Source organism: Cupriavidus taiwanensis LMG 19424 (assembly GCF_000069785.1).
Classification (GTDB): Bacteria; Pseudomonadota; Gammaproteobacteria; order Burkholderiales; family Burkholderiaceae; genus Cupriavidus; species Cupriavidus taiwanensis.
Map to the genome: position 1 here is coordinate 3369696 of NC_010528.1, position 16990 is coordinate 3386685.

General features: G+C 68.7%; 12 protein-coding genes. 9 read left to right on the forward strand and 3 right to left on the reverse strand.

Annotated elements, in window-relative coordinates:
- Nucleotides 1–17: 17 nt before the first annotated feature.
- The 6 genes from RALTA_RS15530 to RALTA_RS15555 all read left to right on the forward strand — a co-directional run bounded on the left by RALTA_RS15530 (nucleotide 18) and on the right by RALTA_RS15555 (nucleotide 7446).
- Nucleotides 18–1532, forward strand: coding sequence for a tripartite tricarboxylate transporter permease (locus RALTA_RS15530; RefSeq protein ID WP_012354359.1), 1515 nt, complete (start codon nucleotides 18–20; stop codon nucleotides 1530–1532).
- Nucleotides 1533–1645: 113 nt separating this feature from the next.
- Nucleotides 1646–2704: an AbrB family transcriptional regulator gene (locus RALTA_RS15535; protein ID WP_012354360.1), complete on the forward strand. Its 1059-nt coding sequence runs from the start codon at nucleotides 1646–1648 to the stop codon at nucleotides 2702–2704.
- A gap of 51 nt (nucleotides 2705–2755) precedes the next feature.
- Nucleotides 2756–3169, forward strand: a complete 414-nt coding sequence (locus RALTA_RS15540; RefSeq protein WP_012354361.1) for a PaaI family thioesterase — start codon at nucleotides 2756–2758, stop codon at nucleotides 3167–3169.
- A gap of 15 nt (nucleotides 3170–3184) precedes the next feature.
- The gene (locus tag RALTA_RS15545; protein WP_012354362.1) at nucleotides 3185–4081 is read left to right on the forward strand and encodes a patatin-like phospholipase family protein; all 897 of its coding nucleotides are present in this window, start codon (nucleotides 3185–3187) and stop codon (nucleotides 4079–4081) included.
- Between the two features lie 67 nt (nucleotides 4082–4148).
- Nucleotides 4149–5645, forward strand: coding sequence for a dihydrolipoyl dehydrogenase family protein (locus tag RALTA_RS15550; RefSeq protein ID WP_012354363.1), 1497 nt, complete (start codon nucleotides 4149–4151; stop codon nucleotides 5643–5645).
- 541 nt (nucleotides 5646–6186) lie between these two features.
- Nucleotides 6187–7446 carry an IS256 family transposase gene (locus RALTA_RS15555; protein ID WP_012354364.1) on the forward strand — a complete coding sequence of 420 codons (1260 nt, stop codon included), beginning with the start codon at nucleotides 6187–6189 and terminating at the stop codon, nucleotides 7444–7446.
- Nucleotides 7447–7547: 101 nt separating this feature from the next.
- On the opposite strand, the gene RALTA_RS15560 is transcribed toward RALTA_RS15555, so the two are convergent.
- Both RALTA_RS15560 and RALTA_RS15565 read right to left on the reverse strand, forming a co-directional pair.
- Nucleotides 7548–9029, reverse strand: a complete 1482-nt coding sequence (locus RALTA_RS15560; protein WP_012354365.1) for a sensor histidine kinase — start codon at nucleotides 9027–9029, stop codon at nucleotides 7548–7550.
- Nucleotide 9030: 1 nt separating this feature from the next.
- Nucleotides 9031–9705, reverse strand: a complete 675-nt coding sequence (locus tag RALTA_RS15565) for a response regulator (protein WP_012354366.1) — start codon at nucleotides 9703–9705, stop codon at nucleotides 9031–9033.
- Nucleotides 9706–10027: 322 nt separating this feature from the next.
- Between RALTA_RS15565 and RALTA_RS15570 the strand changes: the two genes are divergently transcribed.
- Nucleotides 10028–11122 carry an ABC transporter substrate-binding protein gene (locus RALTA_RS15570; RefSeq protein ID WP_012354367.1) on the forward strand — a complete coding sequence of 365 codons (1095 nt, stop codon included), beginning with the start codon at nucleotides 10028–10030 and terminating at the stop codon, nucleotides 11120–11122.
- Nucleotides 11123–11153: 31 nt separating this feature from the next.
- Here the strand turns inward: RALTA_RS15570 and RALTA_RS15575 are convergent, their stop codons facing one another.
- The gene (locus RALTA_RS15575; protein ID WP_012354368.1) at nucleotides 11154–11897 is read right to left on the reverse strand and encodes a TetR family transcriptional regulator; all 744 of its coding nucleotides are present in this window, start codon (nucleotides 11895–11897) and stop codon (nucleotides 11154–11156) included.
- 616 nt (nucleotides 11898–12513) lie between these two features.
- On the opposite strand from RALTA_RS15575, the gene RALTA_RS15580 reads away from it, so the two are divergent.
- Both RALTA_RS15580 and RALTA_RS15585 read left to right on the forward strand, forming a co-directional pair.
- Nucleotides 12514–13764, forward strand: coding sequence for an efflux RND transporter periplasmic adaptor subunit (locus tag RALTA_RS15580; RefSeq protein ID WP_012354369.1), 1251 nt, complete (start codon nucleotides 12514–12516; stop codon nucleotides 13762–13764).
- A gap of 72 nt (nucleotides 13765–13836) precedes the next feature.
- Nucleotides 13837–16989 (forward strand): efflux RND transporter permease subunit, encoded by a 3153-nt coding sequence (locus tag RALTA_RS15585; protein ID WP_012354370.1) that lies wholly within the window; start codon nucleotides 13837–13839, stop codon nucleotides 16987–16989.
- Nucleotide 16990: the final 1 nt, after the last annotated feature.

The window sequence follows — 16990 nt, forward strand, 5'->3', positions numbered from 1 at the left end:
ACGCAAGGAGTCTTCGCATGGATACCCTGAACCAGCTGATGCACGGCTTTGCCGTCGCGATCACGCCAATCAACCTGATGTGGGCCCTGGTGGGCTGCTTCCTCGGCACCGCCATCGGCGTGCTGCCCGGCATCGGCCCCGCGCTGACGGTGGCGATGCTGCTGCCGCTGACCGCCAAGGTCGAGCCCACCGCGGCGCTGATCATGTTTGCCGGCATCTACTACGGCGCGATGTACGGCGGCTCGACCACCTCGATCCTGATGAACACGCCGGGCGAGTCTTCCACCATGGTCACCGCCATGGAAGGCAACCTGATGGCCAAGAACGGGCGCGCCGGCCCGGCGCTGGCGACCGCGGCGATCGGCTCGTTCGTGGCCGGCACCATCGCCACGGTGTTGCTGTCGCTGTTCGCGCCGGTGGCGGCCGACGTGGCGCTGCAGTTCGGCCCGGGCGAGTACTTCATGATCATGCTGCTGGCCTTCACCACGGTCTCGGCGGTGCTGGGCTCGTCGCTGCTGCGCGGCATGACGGCGCTGTTCCTGGGCCTGGGCATCGGCCTGATCGGCATGGATTCGCTGTCGGGCCAGACGCGCTATTCGATGAACGTGCAGGAGCTGTACGACGGCATCGACATCGTGGTGGTCGCCGTCGGCCTGTTCGCGGTGGGCGAGGCGCTGTTCAACGCCTTCTTCCCGCAGCCGCCCAGCACCTACAACAAGCTCAGCTCGACCCATATGAACCGGTCGGACTGGAAGCGCTCGATCCCGGCGTGGCTGCGCGGCACCTTCATCGGCTTCCCGTTCGGGCTGATCCCGGCGGGCGGCGCCGAGATTCCGACCTTCCTGTCGTATGCCACCGAGAAGAAGCTGTCGGACCACAAGGATGAGTTCGGCAAGGTCGGCGCGATCGAAGGCGTGGCCGGGCCCGAGGCCGCCAACAACTCGGCCGTGACCGCGACGCTGGCACCGCTGCTGACGCTGGGCATCCCCACCTCCAACACCACCGCGATCCTGCTGGCCGCGTTCCAGAACTACAACCTGCAGCCGGGGCCGATGCTGTTCCAGACCTCGGGCGACCTGGTCTGGGGCCTGCTGGCGTCGCTGTATATCGGCAACGTCATGCTGCTGGTGCTGAACCTGCCCGCGATCGGCCTGTGGGTTCGCATGCTGCGCGTGCCGACGCCGCTGCTGTATGGCGGCATCCTGATCTTCGCCGGCCTGGGCGCGTACGGCATCCGCCAGTCGTGGTTCGACCTGCTGCTGCTGTTCGTGATCGGCCTGCTGGGCATGGTGATGCGCCGCTTCGATTTCCCCACCGCGCCGGTGATCGTCGGCATGATCCTCGGGCCGATGGCGGAGAAGCAGCTGCGCAATGCGCTGTCGATCGGCCAGGGCGACTGGAGCCTGTTCCTGCGCCAGCCGATCTCGGCCTCGATCCTGGCGCTGACGGTGGCGGTGGTGGTGATCCCGCGCCTGCTGCGCTGGCACGCCGGGCGCGGCAGCGCGCATGCGCAGGCAGACAACGCCGCGTAATTCGCGTTAGCATGCGATAGTCTCTCCGGGGCCCGGCGCCATGGCGCGGGCCTCTTTGCTTTTCCTTCGTCACAACAACAAGCGCCGGCGCCCCCGCGCCAGGCCGCTGACCGATGCCGCTTGCCGCCAACCGCTGGCTGTCCGCGCTGCCCACGCTGGCGCTCGGGCTGGCCGCCGCCCTGCTCTGCACCCTCCTGCATACGCCGCTGCCGTGGATGATCGGGCCGCTGCTGGCGGTGGCCGCCGCGCGCATGGCCGGCGCCGACCTGCGCGCGCCGGCGCAGGCGCGCAATGCCGGGCAATGGGTGATCGGCGCCTCGCTCGGGCTGTATTTCACGCCGGACGTAGTGGCGCGGCTGGTGGAGTACCTGCCGTACATCGTGGCCGGGTCGCTGTTCGCGCTGGCGCTCGGCGCGGCCGGCGCGCTGCTGCTGCGGCGGACCACCGGCGTCGCCTTCAAGACCGCGTTCTTCTCCACTGCCATCGGTGGCGCGTCGGAGATGGCCAACCTGGCCGAGCGCAACGGTGCGCGCATCGACCAGGTGGCGGCCGCGCACTCGCTGCGGGTGCTGATGGTGGTGGTGACCGTGCCAGCGATCTTCCAGTACGGCGGCATCCACGGGCTCGACCCGTATATTCCGGGTCCGCGCGTGGTCAGCGCGCCGGGGCTGCTGGCGCTGGTGGCGATCACGCTGGGCGTGGCGCTGCTGGTGAAGCGGCTGAACATGCCCAACCCGTTCGTGATCGGCACGCTGCTGGCGGCCGCGGTGCTGACCGCCTGCGGCATCGAGCTGTCGGCCATTCCCACCTGGATGAGCCGGGCCGGGCAGCTGCTGATCGGGGTGTCGCTGGGCGTGCGTTTTTCGCGCGAGTTCCTGCATACCGCGCCGCGCTTCCTGTCGGGCGTGGCGCTGTACACCGTGCTGGCGCTGGTGGTGTCGGCGCTGTTCGGCTGGGGGCTGTCGGCGCTGTCGGGCGCGCACCCGGCCACGGTGATCCTGGGCACCACCCCGGGCGGCATCGCCGAGATGTGCATCACCGCCAAGGTGCTGGAGGTCGGGGTGCCGCTGGTGACCGCCTTCCACGTGATCCGGATGGCGTTCGTGGTGCTGGCCACCGGGCCCCTGTATCATTGCCTCAAACATCGCGTTGCGCCGGAGGAGACGGAATAGCGGTCCGCTCGCAGGATCGCCATGGCGCGGCCAGACAGAACAAGGAGCCTCATGCCCGAAGTCCTGACCCTTGCCGACATCGACGCCACGCTCGAGCGCGTGCTGGCGCCGTGGGTGCGCCAGCTCGGCCTGCGCGCCGAAGCCGTCGATGCCCGGGGCGTGACGCTGCGCCTGCCGTTCAGCGAATCGTTCCGCCATGCGGGCGGCGTGGTCTGCGGCCAGGTGCTGATGTCGGCCGCCGATACCACCATGATCGTAGCCGTGGCCAGCGCGCTGGGCGCGTTCCGGCCGATGACCACGGTGACGCTGACCACCAACTTCATGCGTCCGGTGATCGACGGCGACGTGCTGGTGCGCGCCAACGTGCTGCGGCTGGGCAAGACCGTGGTGTTCGGCGAGATCGAGCTGACCGGCACCGACGGCAAGCTCGCGGTGCAGGCCACCACCACCTACGCGCTGCTCTGAGGCACGCAGATTCCCATGCTTTCCGGTGGCCCCAATCCCTTCGACCAGGTCGTCTTTGCCGGCGGTGGCAACCGCTGCTGGTGGCAGGCGGGCTGGTGGGACACAGTCGCGCCGGAACTGCAGCTGCGCCCGCGCGTGATCGCCGCGATCTCGGCCGGCGCCGCCACCGCCTGCATGGTCTATGCGCACGACTCGCACCAGACCATGGACTACTACCGCGCGGTACTGGCCGGCAACCGCCGCAACGCTTACTGGGGCAACCTGCTGCGCAACGAGCGCGTGTTCCCGCATTACGGCATCTACCGTACCGCGCTGCTGAGCATCTTTGCCGACGGCCGCCTCGCGCAACTGCAGCGGGCGCCGGAGATCCGCATCGGCGTGGCGCATATCCCGCGCTGGAGCGGCCCGCGCCTGGCGGTGGCGGCCGGGCTGCTGGCCTACAACATCGACAAGCACGTGCTCAAGACGCTGCACCCGCGGCTGGGACGCAAGCTGGGCTTCCGGCCGGAGTTCGTGCGCGCGCAGGACTGCGCCTCGCCCGAGCAGCTGGCCGACCTGCTGCTGCAGTCGGCATCGACGCCGCCGTTCACGCCGGTGCTGCGCCGCGACGGGCGCCCGGTGCTGGACGGCGGGCTGGTCGACAACGTGCCGGTCGACGCGCTCGATGCCGCGCCCGGCAATGTGCTGGTGCTGGTCACGCGGCTGTATCCGCGCCCGCGCCGTTTCGTGCTCGAGCAGGGCGGCCAGCGCCGCCTGTACCTGCAGCCTTCGCAGCGCGTGCCGATCTCGAGCTGGGACTACACCCGGCCCGATGCCATGACGCACGCCTATGAACTGGGCCGCCGCGACGGGGAAACTTTCCTGCGCGAGTGGCCGTCGATCCTGAATACCGAACTGCGGCCCGCTGCCTAGTTTCCGTGTTGCCGGCGCTGGCCTGATGATTGTCGATGCGGCCCGCGTGCCGCGACAGGAGGCATGGATGACCAAACGCCAGACACCGATTTCCACCGCGCCAGGGGCCAGCGCGCCGCGGCGCGCCCGCGAAGTCAGCGCGGCGCCGCCGGTGCAGCAGGTGCCGCGCGCGCGCAGCGGCCGCGGCCGTCGCAACGGTCGCAACGACAGGGCGCGCGAGGCCGACCTGGTGGTGATCGGCGGCGGCTCGGCCGGCGTGGCGTGCGCGCGGCGCGCGGCGGCGCATGGCGCGCGCGTGATCCTGGTCGAGCGCGACGCCATCGGCGGCACCTGCGTCAACCGCGGCTGCGTGCCCAAGAAAATGCTGTCCTACGGCGCCTCGTGGTCGGCCATCCTGTCGGGCTGCCTGTCGCACACCGGCGGACACGAGGACTGGCGCGATGCCATCGTGCGCGTCAACGCCGAGGTCGCGCGGCTGAACGTGGGCTACACGCAGCGCCTGACCGATTCCGGCGTCGAAGTCCTGCGCGGCGAGGCACGGCTCACGGGCGCGGAGGAAGTCTGCGTCGGCGACCAGGTGATCCATGCGCGCCGCATCCTGATCGCCACCGGCGCGCGGCCGCGTACGCTCGACGTGCCGGGCGGCGACCTGGCCGCAAGCTCCGACGACGTCTTCACCTGGCAGAGCCTGCCCGCGTCCGTGGCCGTCATCGGCGGCGGCTATATCGGCGTGGAACAGGCCTCGATCCTGTCGCGCTACGGCGTCAAGGTCGACCTGATCGTCGCCGGCGAGCGGCTGCTGCCGCATTTCGACCACGACATCGCAGCGGCGCTGGCCGACGCGCTCACCGCGCGCGGCGTGCGGCTGCACCTGAATGCGCGCGTGCACCTGCTCAGCCAGGCCAACGGCGCTGTCGAGGTCTGCTACCAGCCCACCAACGATCCCAGCCGCGCCGGCCAGACCGAATCCGTGCGCGCGCAGGCCGCGCTGGCGGCGATCGGGCGCGTTTCCAACGTGCAAGGCCTGGGGCTGGAAGCGCTGGGCGTGGCCTTCGGCGAGCGCTGCGGCATCCGCGTGGACCGCCAGTTCCGCAGCAGCGTGCGCAGCGTCTATGCGCTGGGCGATGCCATCGACGGCCTGCACCTGACGCCGGTGGCTACCGCGCAGGGCCGCTGGCTGGCGGACCGCCTGTTCGGGCGGCGCGGCGATCGCGCCGACTTCGACTTCGTGCCCACCGCGGTGTTCTGCGAGCCGGCCATCGGCGCGGTGGGACTGACCGAAGCCCAGGCCATCGAGGCAGCCGGCAAGCCCGAGCGCATCCGTACCGTGGTGAAGCGCTTTGTCTCGCTGGAGCATCGCTTTGCCGGCACGCCGCATCAGTCGGTATTCAAGCTGGTGCTCAATGCGCGCAGCGGGCGGGTGCTGGGGGTGCATCTGATGGACAACGCGGCGCCGGAGATCGTGCAGGCGCTGGCGGTGGCGTTAAGGCTGGGGGTGAGGGAAGCGCATCTGCAGACGACGGTGCAGGTGCATCCTACGGTGGCGGAGGAGTTGTTTGGATAGGGTTTTGGATTGGGCTGCTGTTGTTGTTGTTATTGTGCTTGGCGGGCGCTGCTGTTTCGCCGGCGTAGCCGGCGACCTCCTTTCTGTCCGAGCGACAGAAAGGAGGCAAAGAGCGCGTCGCCTGGGCGGCTGGCCAAGGCGGCGTTGGTCGTTCTGGCGGTGGTGACTCGCGGTCGTGATGGTGGTGGTTCGACCCTGCTGACGCTACCGGGAGGTGCCTGGCGTTCGGGGTCGGATGGACGAACCCGACTTTAGGTCGGTGGCAGCCTGCTTATCACGTTATTGGTGGGACGCCTTCGGCTGCGCTGCGCGCGGGCCCTATCTCAGGTCTTGGGCACTGGCACGGAGTGCGTCGCTGCGCTCGCACGTGTTGTCGCGGGCGACCCGTCTGGCTTTTGTTGCCCGCTTGTTTTCTCCCCTCTCCCGCTTGCGGGAGAGGGGCGGGGGAGAGGGCCGGCGCATCGACGAAGTCCGGCATCAAAATCCCTGGACCTGTCAGAAATTTTGTGTTTAGGGCATAACATGTCGCCAAGGAGCATGTATGCCACGCAAAACCAAGACCAGCCAGGCCGCCGACCGTGAGCTGCCGACCATTCCCGAGGACCTGATTGCCCATTTCGTTAAGGGTCCGATGACCGCCGAGGCGGTGCAGGACGCCTCGATGGCGTTCAAGAAGGCCCTGATCGAGCGCGCCCTGGGGGCCGAGCTCGGCCATCATCTGGGCTACCCGGCTGGCGCCGAGCGCCCGGCCGGCACGGCCAACCAGCGCAATGGCAAGAGCGCCAAGACGGTTCTGACCGACGACGGGCCGCTGCGGTTAGACATCCCTCGCGATCGCGACGGCAGCTTTGATCCGATCCTGATTCCCAAGCACGAGCGGCGCTTCACCGGGTTCGACGACAAGATCATCGCCATGTATGCGCGCGGCATGACCTTGCGCGAGATCCAGGCGTTTCTGGCCGAACAGTACGGCACCGAGGTCTCGCCCGAGTTCATCAGTTCGGTGACCGATGCGGTCATGGACGAGGTCACCGCCTGGCAGGCCCGTCCGCTGGAGGTGATGTACCCGGTGGTGTTCTTCGACGCGCTGCGGGTCAAGATGCGCGAGGACGGCGTGGTGCGCAACAAGGCCGTCTACCTGGCCTTGGGCGTGCTGCCCGACGGCACGCGCGACATCCTGGGCCTGTGGATCGAGACTACCGAAGGCGCCAAGTTCTGGATGAAGGTGTTCAACGACCTGAAGACCCGGGGTACCCAAGACATCCTGATCGCGGTGACCGATGGCCTTAAGGGCATGGAACAGGCCCTGGCCGCGGTGTTCCCGAACACCACCCTGCAGACCTGCATCGTGCATCTGATCCGCAACAGCCTGGAGTACGCCAACTGGAAGGAGCGCCGCGCCGTGGCGGCGGCGCTCAAGCCCGTGTACACGGCCCCCACGGTCGAGGCCGCGCTGGCCGAGTTGGCGGCCTTCGAGAACGGGGAATGGGGTCGGCGGTATGCACCGATCGGCGCATCCTGGCGTCGCGCCTGGGATCAGGTGATCCCGTTCTTTACGTTCCCGCCGGCGATCCGCAAGATCATTTACACGACCAACGCGATCGAGAGCATCAACGCGCAGCTGCGCAAGATCATCAAGACGCGCGGTCACTTCCCCAGCGACGAGGCGGCGACCAAGCTGCTGTGGCTGGCGCTGCGAAACATCACGGTGAAGTGGGGCAGTTCAACCCATGACTGGAAGGCTGCCATGAACCAGTTTGCGATCCTCTACGAGGAACGCTTCACCCACCCTTATCGTTAAGATATTGCTGGCTCACCGTTCCATCGACGGTGAGCCTTTACCTGCCCTGCACACAAAAAAACTGACAGGCCCAAATCCCTCCCCCGGACCCCGCCGTAACACTAGCCCACCTCTACCGGCAACCTCAATACCGCCCGCACGCCAGTGCCCTGCGCGCCCTCTGCCAGTTCCACCGTCCCGCCAAACCGCGCTGCCATCTCCCGCGAAATCGCCAGGCCAAGGCCTGAGCCGGGCTCCGTATTGCCGACGCGCCGGTAGAACCGTGCGAAGACCTTTTCGCGTTCCTCGGCCGGAATGCCGGGACCATCGTCCTCCACGACCAGCCGGGCGTGATTGCCCGAGCGCGTGGCCGACAGCGTGATGCGGCTGCCGCGCGGGGAATACTGGATTGCGTTATGGACCAGGTTGGCGAGCGCCTCGCGCAGCAGCGCGGGATCGGCGCGTACGGGCAGCGACAGCCCGGGCACCGGTTCCCAGCCGAAGTCCTGCTGCTTGCCGCGCGCCAGCGGCAGGTAGTCCAGCGCCACCTGCTCGGCCACGGTGACGGCATCGATGACGTCGATGCCCTCGCCGCCCTCGCTGCCCTGGCCTGGCTGCGCCGCGTCGGCGCGGTGCTGGCGTACCCGTGCCAGCGCCAGCAGCTGGTTGGTCAGGCGCGCGGCCTGCTCCAGCTGAGTGACGATGCCGCCCACGGCTTCGCCGGCGGCCGCGCGCGCGGCTTCGGGGTTGGCGGCGGGGTCGGCGGCATTCAGCTGGCGTTGGGCGTACTCGGCCTGGGTCTTGAGGATGGCCAGCGGCGTGCGCAGCTGGTGCGCGGCATCGGCGATGAACTGCGCCTGCGACTGCGCCATCGCGGCCGAGCGCGAGACGTGCAGGTTGACCGCATCGACCAGCGGGCGCACCTCGGCCGGCACGCGCTCGAACACGAGCGGGGTCAGGTCCTCGGGCGAGCGCGCCTCGACGTCGTCGCGCACGCGCGCCAGCGGGCGCAGCACGTAGGTGACGCCGCCCACCAGGATGGCGGCGCTCAGCAGGATCAGCAGCAGGTCGCGCGCCAGCGCGCTGCGCCACACCGAGCCGATCAGCGCGCTGCGCGGCTCGGCGGTCTCGGCCACCTGGATGATCACGCGCATGCGCGCGTCGGGCCGGTACACCGGCCGCGCCATCGCGGCAATGCGCACGGCCTCGCCCAGGTATTCGGCGTCGTAGAAACGCGGCTGGTTGTTGACCAGCGGGCCGCGCGGCAGCGGCAGGTCGCTGTAGCCGGTCACGGTCTCGACCTGGCCGGCGCGCTCGGTCGAGACGCGGTAGAACACATGGGTCTGCGCCGCGGTCTCGAAGATTTCCATGGCGGCGTCGGGCAGCGTCAGCTGGACGTTGTCGCCGGCCATGCCGATGGCATTGTCGATGGCGCGGATCGAGCCGTAGAGCGAGCGGTCGTAGGCGGTGTTGGCGGCGTCGCGCAGGGTGCCGTAGGTCAGCCAGGTGTCGAGCGCCATCATCGCCGCCAGCGCCGGCAGCAGCAGCAACAGCAATTGCCGGCGCAGGCTGCCGCGGCGCCACAGCAGCACCGGGTGCCGCATCTCAGCCCTTCGCCTCCGGCTCCAGCAGATAGCCGAAGCCGCGCAGCGTGACGATGGTGACCCCGTGCCCGGCCAGCTTCTTGCGCAGCCGGTAGACCAGCACCTCGATCGCATCGGGCGAGACGTCGGCGTCAAGCGAGAACACCTTGTCGAGCAGCTGGGCCTTGGTCAGCGGCTGGCCGCTGCGTGCCAGCAGCGCGCCCAGCAGGGTCGATTCGCGCGGCGTCAGCGCCAGCGGCGCACCGCCCAGCGTGAAGCTGCGGGTCTCGCCGTCGAACACCAGCGTGCCGCATTGCAGGCGCGGATGCGCGCGCCCGCGGCTGCGGCGGATCAGCGCCAGCAGACGGGCTTCCAGCTCGGCAATGGCGAAGGGCTTGGGCAGGTAGTCGTCGGCGCCGAGGTTCAGGCCGCGCACGCGCTCGTCGAGGGTGTCCTGCGCGGTCAGGATCAGCACCGGGGTGCGGTCGTCGCGCCCGCGCATGGACTTGAGCACGGCCAGCCCGTCCTTGCCGGGCAGCCGCAGGTCCAGCAGCACGGCGTCGTATTCCTCGGCCTGCAGGCGTGCCTCGGCCTGCAGCCCGTCGGCGACGTGCTCGATCACGAAGCCGCCCTGCTCCAGCGCGCGGGCGACCCAGCGTGCCAGTTCGACTTCATCCTCCACCAGCAGGATGCGCATGCCGGTCTCCTCCTGTGCCGGTTGTTTCTATGTTAGATGCGGCGCGCACGCGCGCCCAAAAGCCTGGAAAGCGTCCGCAAAACCGGGGGCAGCACCGATGGAGCGCGCCCGCCGCGGGCGCCTATAATACCCTCGCCCCGCCGGTCCCGGCGCGCTCGCCGCTTTGCGCGGCACCACCGGAAGTTCCTCCGTCCCGAGCACCGTGTCCCCGCGTTCGTCCCAGCCGTCCCAACCTTCCCAGCCGTGCCTGACAGACTGCGCTGCGCCCGTTTCGGGACAGCGCCGCCGCCTGCTGGGCGCCGCGCTGCTGGGCGGCGCGGCGTTGCCCGCGGCATGGCCCCTTCATGCCCAGTCTAGGCCGCCGGCCCCACCGCCGGGGTATCCGTCGGGGTATGACGCCACCATCGCCGGCGCGCTGCGCGAGGGCATGGTCGCGGTGTACGCGTCGACCGACCTGGAGGTGGCGCGGCCGCTGATTGCCGCGTTCGAGGCGCGCTACCCCGGCATCCGCGTGCACTACCAGGATCTCAACACGGTCGAGCTCAACCAGCGCTTCCTCGCCGAAACCGCGGCGCTGTCCGGCCAGCCGCCGCGGCCGGGGGCCATCTTTGCCGACGTGCTGTGGAGCACCGCCATGGACCTGCAGATCAAGCTGGTCAACGACGGCCATGCGCAGCGCTACGCCTCGCCCGAGCGCGGCGGCCTGCCGGGCTGGGCGGTGTGGCGCGACGAAGCCTGGGGCACCACCTTCGAGCCCGCGGTGATCGTCTACAACCGCCACCACCTGGCCGGCATGCGCCCGCCGCGCAGCCGCAGCGGGCTGGCGCGGCTGCTGCAGGAGCACGCGCCGCGCTGGCACGGCAAGGTGGTGACGTATGACGTGGAGCGGTCGGGGGTGGGCTACCTGCTGGCGCAGCAGGACGCGCGCATGGGCAGCGAATTCTGGTACTTGGCGCAGGCGCTGGGCCGGGCCGGGGTGCAGCTGTCGGCGTCCACCGCGGAGATGATCGAGCGCATCGCCGGCGGCGAGCTGGTGATGGGCTACAACCTGCTGGGATCCTATGCCCTTTCGCTGATGCAGCGCGGCGCGGCCATCGACGTGATCGCGCCGAGCGACTACACGCTGGTGATGTCGCGCGTGGCGTTTATCGCGCGGCGCGCGCCGCGGCCCAATGCGGCGCGGCTGTGGCTGGACTATCTGCTGTCGCGCGAAGGCCAGGCGCTGCTGGCCAAGTCGACGTCGCAGCTCTATACCATCCGCACCGACACCGACAGCGTGCACACGGCCGCGGCGTTGTCGGAGCGGCTCGGCTATGCGCTCAAGCCGATCAGCGTCGGCCCGGGCCTGCTGGCGGCGCAGGACGCCATGCGCAAGCGCGCGTTCCTGGCGCGCTGGCGCGAGGCCATGCGCGGCTAGCGCGGGCGCCCTCGGTCGGCAGCAGTAGGGCTCAGGGCACCAGGTCGGGGGTATCGAGGCCGCCGTTCTGCGTGCCGGCGCAGGCCTGCTGGCACAGCGAGCTCAGTTCCTGGTCCAGCTCGGCCATCGGGCGCGGCACGTAGCCATGGCGCAGCGCCGGCGAAAACTTCAGGGTATCGATGAAGGCGTCGGACAGGCGCTCGGCGTTGGCGTCGAGGTTGAAGTCCTGCGGCGAGAACAGCCAGTGCGCCAGCACCCCGCCCACCGCGGCATGGAAGGCATTGACGGCCAGGTCCAGGTCCAGGTCAGCGGGCAGCTGGCCGCGCTCCACCGCCAGGCGCAGGTGCTCGCGCATCTTGACCAGGCCGTCCTGGTGCGACTGGCGCTGGCGCTCGAAGATGGCGCCGTTGTCCTGCACCATTTCGCACTTGTGGAAGATGATCTCGAAGACCCGGCGCCAGCGCGGATTGATCACGGTCTGGCGCATCACATAGGCGCAGATGTCGCGGATGCCGCCGAGCGGGTCTTCCTGGCGCGCCAGCCGCTCCGGCTCGATCAGCGCTTCCACCGGCAGGTGGACGCGGTCGCACATGGCGGCAAATACATCGCTCTTGTTCTTGAAGTGCCAGTAGATCGCGCCGCGCGTAACCCCCGCCGCCTCGGCAATGTCGGCCAGCGACGGGCGTGCCACGCCGCGGGCATGAAACACGGCCTCGGCCGCGTCGAGTATCCGGTGGCGCGTTTCGAGCGCCTCTTCCTTGGTGCGTCTGACCATGATTGTCTCTGGTGCCGGCGGCATGTCGCGCTCGGGCGATCATGGCCGGTCTGGTTGATTCTCCCTGGTGCGGCTGCCTGGGCAGGCACACCTGCCGGCAGCATGGCTCCGGTGGGTCGTTGTCATCACATCGCGGGCATTGCCTCGCTTGCGAGCCGACACGACGGCGCGCATCCTAACCCGAGCCGGCGGTTCTCGCCCTGATCCCGGGGCAGATTCCACGCAATTCGTACCGATCCGATCTTGGAGCGGCATGGGCATGCGTGCTGCCGTGCCTTTGCGGTCATGTTGTGCGCCGAAAGGCCCCATCGCGACATCAACTTAACATACATGCTTGAATGTATATATAATACGCGCTTGTCCGGCATTCGGCCAGCCGCCCTCTGTGACCTACCCAGCACAGTGAGCGCTCCTGCCGCAGGCCAGCCGGGCAATTTATCCAGTCGTTACATAAAAGCCACCGTTCGTCGCAAACGTCACCGCGACGCCGCGATTTGTGGCTAGCATCACGCTTTTGCCCGCCGCAAAGCCTTGCGGCGCGCCATGTCGTTCCCGTTTGTCCGATGACAGGCCGGGGCGGCACGGCGGATCTCAAATTGCCATCATGGGGTTATCGATGAGGAAGTCCCAACGTATCAGTTGCGTTGCAGCCTATGCACTAGCGGCCCTGTCGGCCGTGGCGCTGTCCGCCTGCGGCGACAAGAAGGCCGAGGGCGCTGCCCCGCCGCCGCCTGAAGTGGGCGTGGTCACCGTGACGCCGTCGGCGGTTGCCGTGGTCAATGAACTGCCGGGCCGCCTCGAAGGCGTGCGCACGGCCGAAGTGCGGGCGCGCGTCGAGGGCATCGTGCTGTCGCGCAACTACACCGAAGGCGGCGAAGTGAAGGCCGGCCAGGTCATGTTCCGCATCGACCCCGCGCCCTACCAGGCCGAACTGGCCTCGGCCCAGGCCGCGCTGCAGCGCGCCGAGGCCAACGCCGTGTCGGCGCGCCTGAAGGCCGACCGCTACAAGCCGCTGGTGGCCGTCAACGCGGTCAGCAAGCAGGAGTACGACGACGCCGTGGCCGCCGCCGGCCAGGCCAACGCCGACGTGGCGTCGGCCAAGGCCGCCGTGCGCACCGCCCAGATCAACGTGGGCTACACCACCGTGACCGCGCCGATCAGCGGCCGCGCCGGCCGCGCGCTGGTGACCGAGGGCGCGCTGGTGGGCAAGGGCGAGGCGACCAAGCTGGCGCTGGTGGAGCAGGTGGACCCGATGTGGGTCACGTTCACGCAGCCGGCCTCGGAAGTCACGCGCCTGCGCCGCGCCATCGAGTCGGGCGCCGTGAAGGGCGTCAACGGCGGCGCCAACGTGCACCTGTACGTGGAAGACGGCCGCGAATACGAGCACACCGGCAAGCTGCTGTTCTCGGACATGACGGTCGACCCGACCACCGGCGCGATCACGCTGCGCGCGCAGTTCCCCAACCCGAAGCGCGAGCTGCTGTCGGGCACCTTCGTGCGCGTGAAGATCGAGCAGGGCGTGGACGAGAACGCGCTGACCGTGCCGCAGCGCGCTCTGATCCGCGGCGCCCAGGGCGCCAGCGTGATGGTGGTCGGTGCCGACGGCAACGTCGCGGCGGTGCCGGTCAAGGCGCCGCAGGCGATCGGTGACCGCTGGATCGTGACCGAAGGCCTGAAGGGCGGCGAGAAGGTGATCGTCGAGGGCCTGCAGAAGGTCAAGGTCGGCGCGCCGGCCAGGCCGGTGCCGTTCGTGCAGGCCGGTGCCTCGGCGCCGGCCGCCACGCCGACCGCGGCTTCCGCTGCCCCGGCCTCGGCCCCCAAGGCCGAAGCGAAGCAGGATGCGAAGGCCGAGGGCAAGCAAGGCTGAACACCGCCGGGCCGCGATGGCTGACACCAGCCGCCGCGGCACACAGGGCTAGACAAAGAGGGAGCCAGTCTTATGGCCAAGTTTTTTATCGACCGGCCGGTGTTCGCGTGGGTGCTCGCGCTGATCATCGTGCTGGGCGGGATATTGTCGATCATGCAGTTGCCGATCGCGCAGTACCCGAACATCGCGCCCCCCACGATCTCGGTCACCGCCACCTATCCGGGTGCGTCGGCCAAGACGCTGGAGGATTCCGTCACTTCGGTGATCGAGCAGGAGCTTAACGGCGCCCCCAACCTGCTCTACTACAACTCGACCAGCGAATCGACCGGCCTGGCGACGATCACCATCGCGTTCGCGCCGGGTTCGAACGTCGACCTGAACTCGGTCGAAGTGCAGAACCGCCTCAAGCGCGTGGAAGCGCGCCTGCCGGCGGAGGTCCGCCAGCAGGGCGTGCGCGTGGACAAGGCCGGGAACAACTACATGATGTTCCTGACCGTGTCGTCCAAGTCCGGCACGGCCAGTGCGATCCAGCTGGGCAACTACGTCTCGGCGCAGGTGATCGACTCGATCCGCCGCGTGCCGGGCGTGGGCCAGGCCGACCTGTTCGGCACCGAGTACGCGATGCGCATCTGGCTGGACCCGTCCAAGCTGACCGGGTACAACCTGACGCCGCTGGACGTGACCGCCGCGGTGAGCGAGCAGAACGTGCAGGTCGCCGTGGGCGAACTGGGCGGCACGCCCTCGCCCAAGGGCACCGAGCTGAATGCCACCGTCACCACCGAAAGCCGGCTTTCCACGCCTGAGCAGTTCGCCAACATCCTGCTGCGCACCAACCCCGACGGTTCGTCGGTGCGCATCAAGGACGTGGGCCGCGTGGAGCTGGGCGGCGCCGACTACTCGACGCTGGCCCGCACCAACGGCAAGCCGTCGGCGGCCATCGCCATCAAGCTGGCCCCGACCGGCAACGCGCTGGCCACGGCCACCGCGGTGCGCGCCAAGATGGAAGAGCTGTCGAAGACCTTCCCGGCGGACTACCAGTACACGGTGCCTTACGACACCTCGGCCTTCGTCAAGATCTCGATCGAGGAAGTGATCAAGACCCTGCTGGAAGCCGTGGTGCTGGTGTTCCTGGTGATGTACCTGTTCCTGCAGAACTTCCGCGCCACCATCATCCCGACGCTGGTGGTGCCGATCGCGCTGCTGGGCACGTTCGGCGCGCTGCTGGCGTTCGGCTTCTCCATCAACGTGCTGACCATGTTCGGCATGGTGCTGGCGATCGGTATCCTGGTGGATGATGCGATCGTGGTGGTGGAAAACGTCGAGCGGATCATGAGCGAGGAAGGACTCTCGCCACGCGAGGCGACGCGCAAGGCCATGGGCCAGATCACCGGCGCCATCGTCGGCATCACGCTGGTGCTGACCGCAGTGTTCATCCCGATGGCGTTCTTCTCGGGCTCGGTGGGCAACATCTACCGCCAGTTCTCGCTGTCGCTGATCGCCTCGATGGCATTCTCTGCGCTGCTGGCGCTGACGCTGACCCCGGCGCTGTGCGCGACGCTGCTCAAGCCGGTGGAAGCGGGCCATCACCATGAAAAGAAGGGTTTCTTCGGCTGGTTCAACCGCACCTTCGCCACGGCGTCGACCGGCTACCAGGGCGTGGTCGCGCGCATCCTCAAGCGCACCGGCCGCTACCTGATCATCTACGCGCTGATCATCGCGGGCGTGGTGGTGCTGTTCAAGCGCCTGCCGTCGTCGTTCCTGCCCGATGAAGACCAGGGCTACATGATCACGGTGGTGCAGCTGCCCAACGGCGCCACGCAGGACCGTACCATCGGCGTGCTCAAGCAGATCGAGGACTACTACCTGCAGAAGGAAAGCAAGGTGGTGGACCAGATGATCACGGTGGCGGGCTTCTCCTTCTTCGGCCGCGGCCAGAACGGCGGTATCGCGTTCGTGCGCCTGAAGGACTGGAAGGAGCGCACCGGCGACGGCGAGACCGCGCAGGCGCTGGTGGGCCGTGCCTTCGGCGCGCTGTCATTCATCAAGGACGCGATCATCTTCCCGCTCAATCCGCCGGCGATCGCCGAGCTGGGCAACTCCTCGGGCTTCGACTTCCGCCTGCAGGACCGCACCGGCCAGGGCCACGCCAAGCTGATGGAAGCGCGCAACATGATGCTCGGCATGGCCGCGCAGAACCCGGTGCTGATGGGCGTGCGCCCCGAAGGCCAGGAAGACGCGCCGCAGCTGCAGATCGACATCGACCGCGAGAAGGCGCGTGCGCTGGGCGTGTCGGTGGCCGAGATCAACTCGACGCTGTCGATTGCGTTCGGCTCCAGCTACGTCAATGACTTCATCTATGAAGGCCGGGTGCGCAAGGTGATCGTGCAGGCCGACGGCGCCGACCGCCGCCTGCCCGACGACCTGACCAAGCTGCGCGTGAAGAACAGCAACGGCGACATGGTGGCGTTCGCGGCGTTTGCCACGTCGAAGTGGATCATGGGCTCGCCGCGCCTGGAGCGCTACAACGGCATGCCGGCGGTGAAGATCGCGGGCCAGGCCGCGCCGGGACGCAGTACCGGCGAAGCCATGCGCGCGATGGAAGAGAACTTCGCCAAGCTGCCGCCGGGCTTCGGCTTCGAGTGGTCGGGCCAGTCGTATGAAGAACGCCTGGCCGGCTCGCAGGAACCGATCCTGTACACGCTGTCGCTGATCATCGTGTTCCTGTGCCTGGCCGCGCTGTATGAAAGCTGGTCGATCCCGTTCTCGGTGCTGCTGGTGGTGCCGCTGGGCGTGCTCGGCGCGCTGCTGGGTGTGACGCTGCGCGGCATGCCCAACGACGTGTACTTCAAGGTCGGCCTGATCGCCACCATCGGCCTGTCGGCGAAGAACGCCATCCTGATCGTGGAATTCGCCAAGGACCTGCAGGCGCAAGGCAAGGGCCTGATCGAAGCCACGCTGGAAGCGGTGCACCTGCGCTTCCGCCCGATCCTGATGACGTCGATGGCGTTCATCCTGGGCGTGCTGCCGCTGGCGATCGCCACCGGCGCGGGCTCGGGCAGCCAGCGCGCCATCGGTACCGGCGTGATGGGCGGGATGATCACGGCCACGGTGCTGGCGATCTTCCTGGTGCCGGTCTTCTTCGTCGTGGTGCGCAAGCGCTTCAAGGGCAGTGCTCGCCAGCGCATGCTGGACCAGAAGTGGCACGACCCCCAGGAGGAAATCTGAA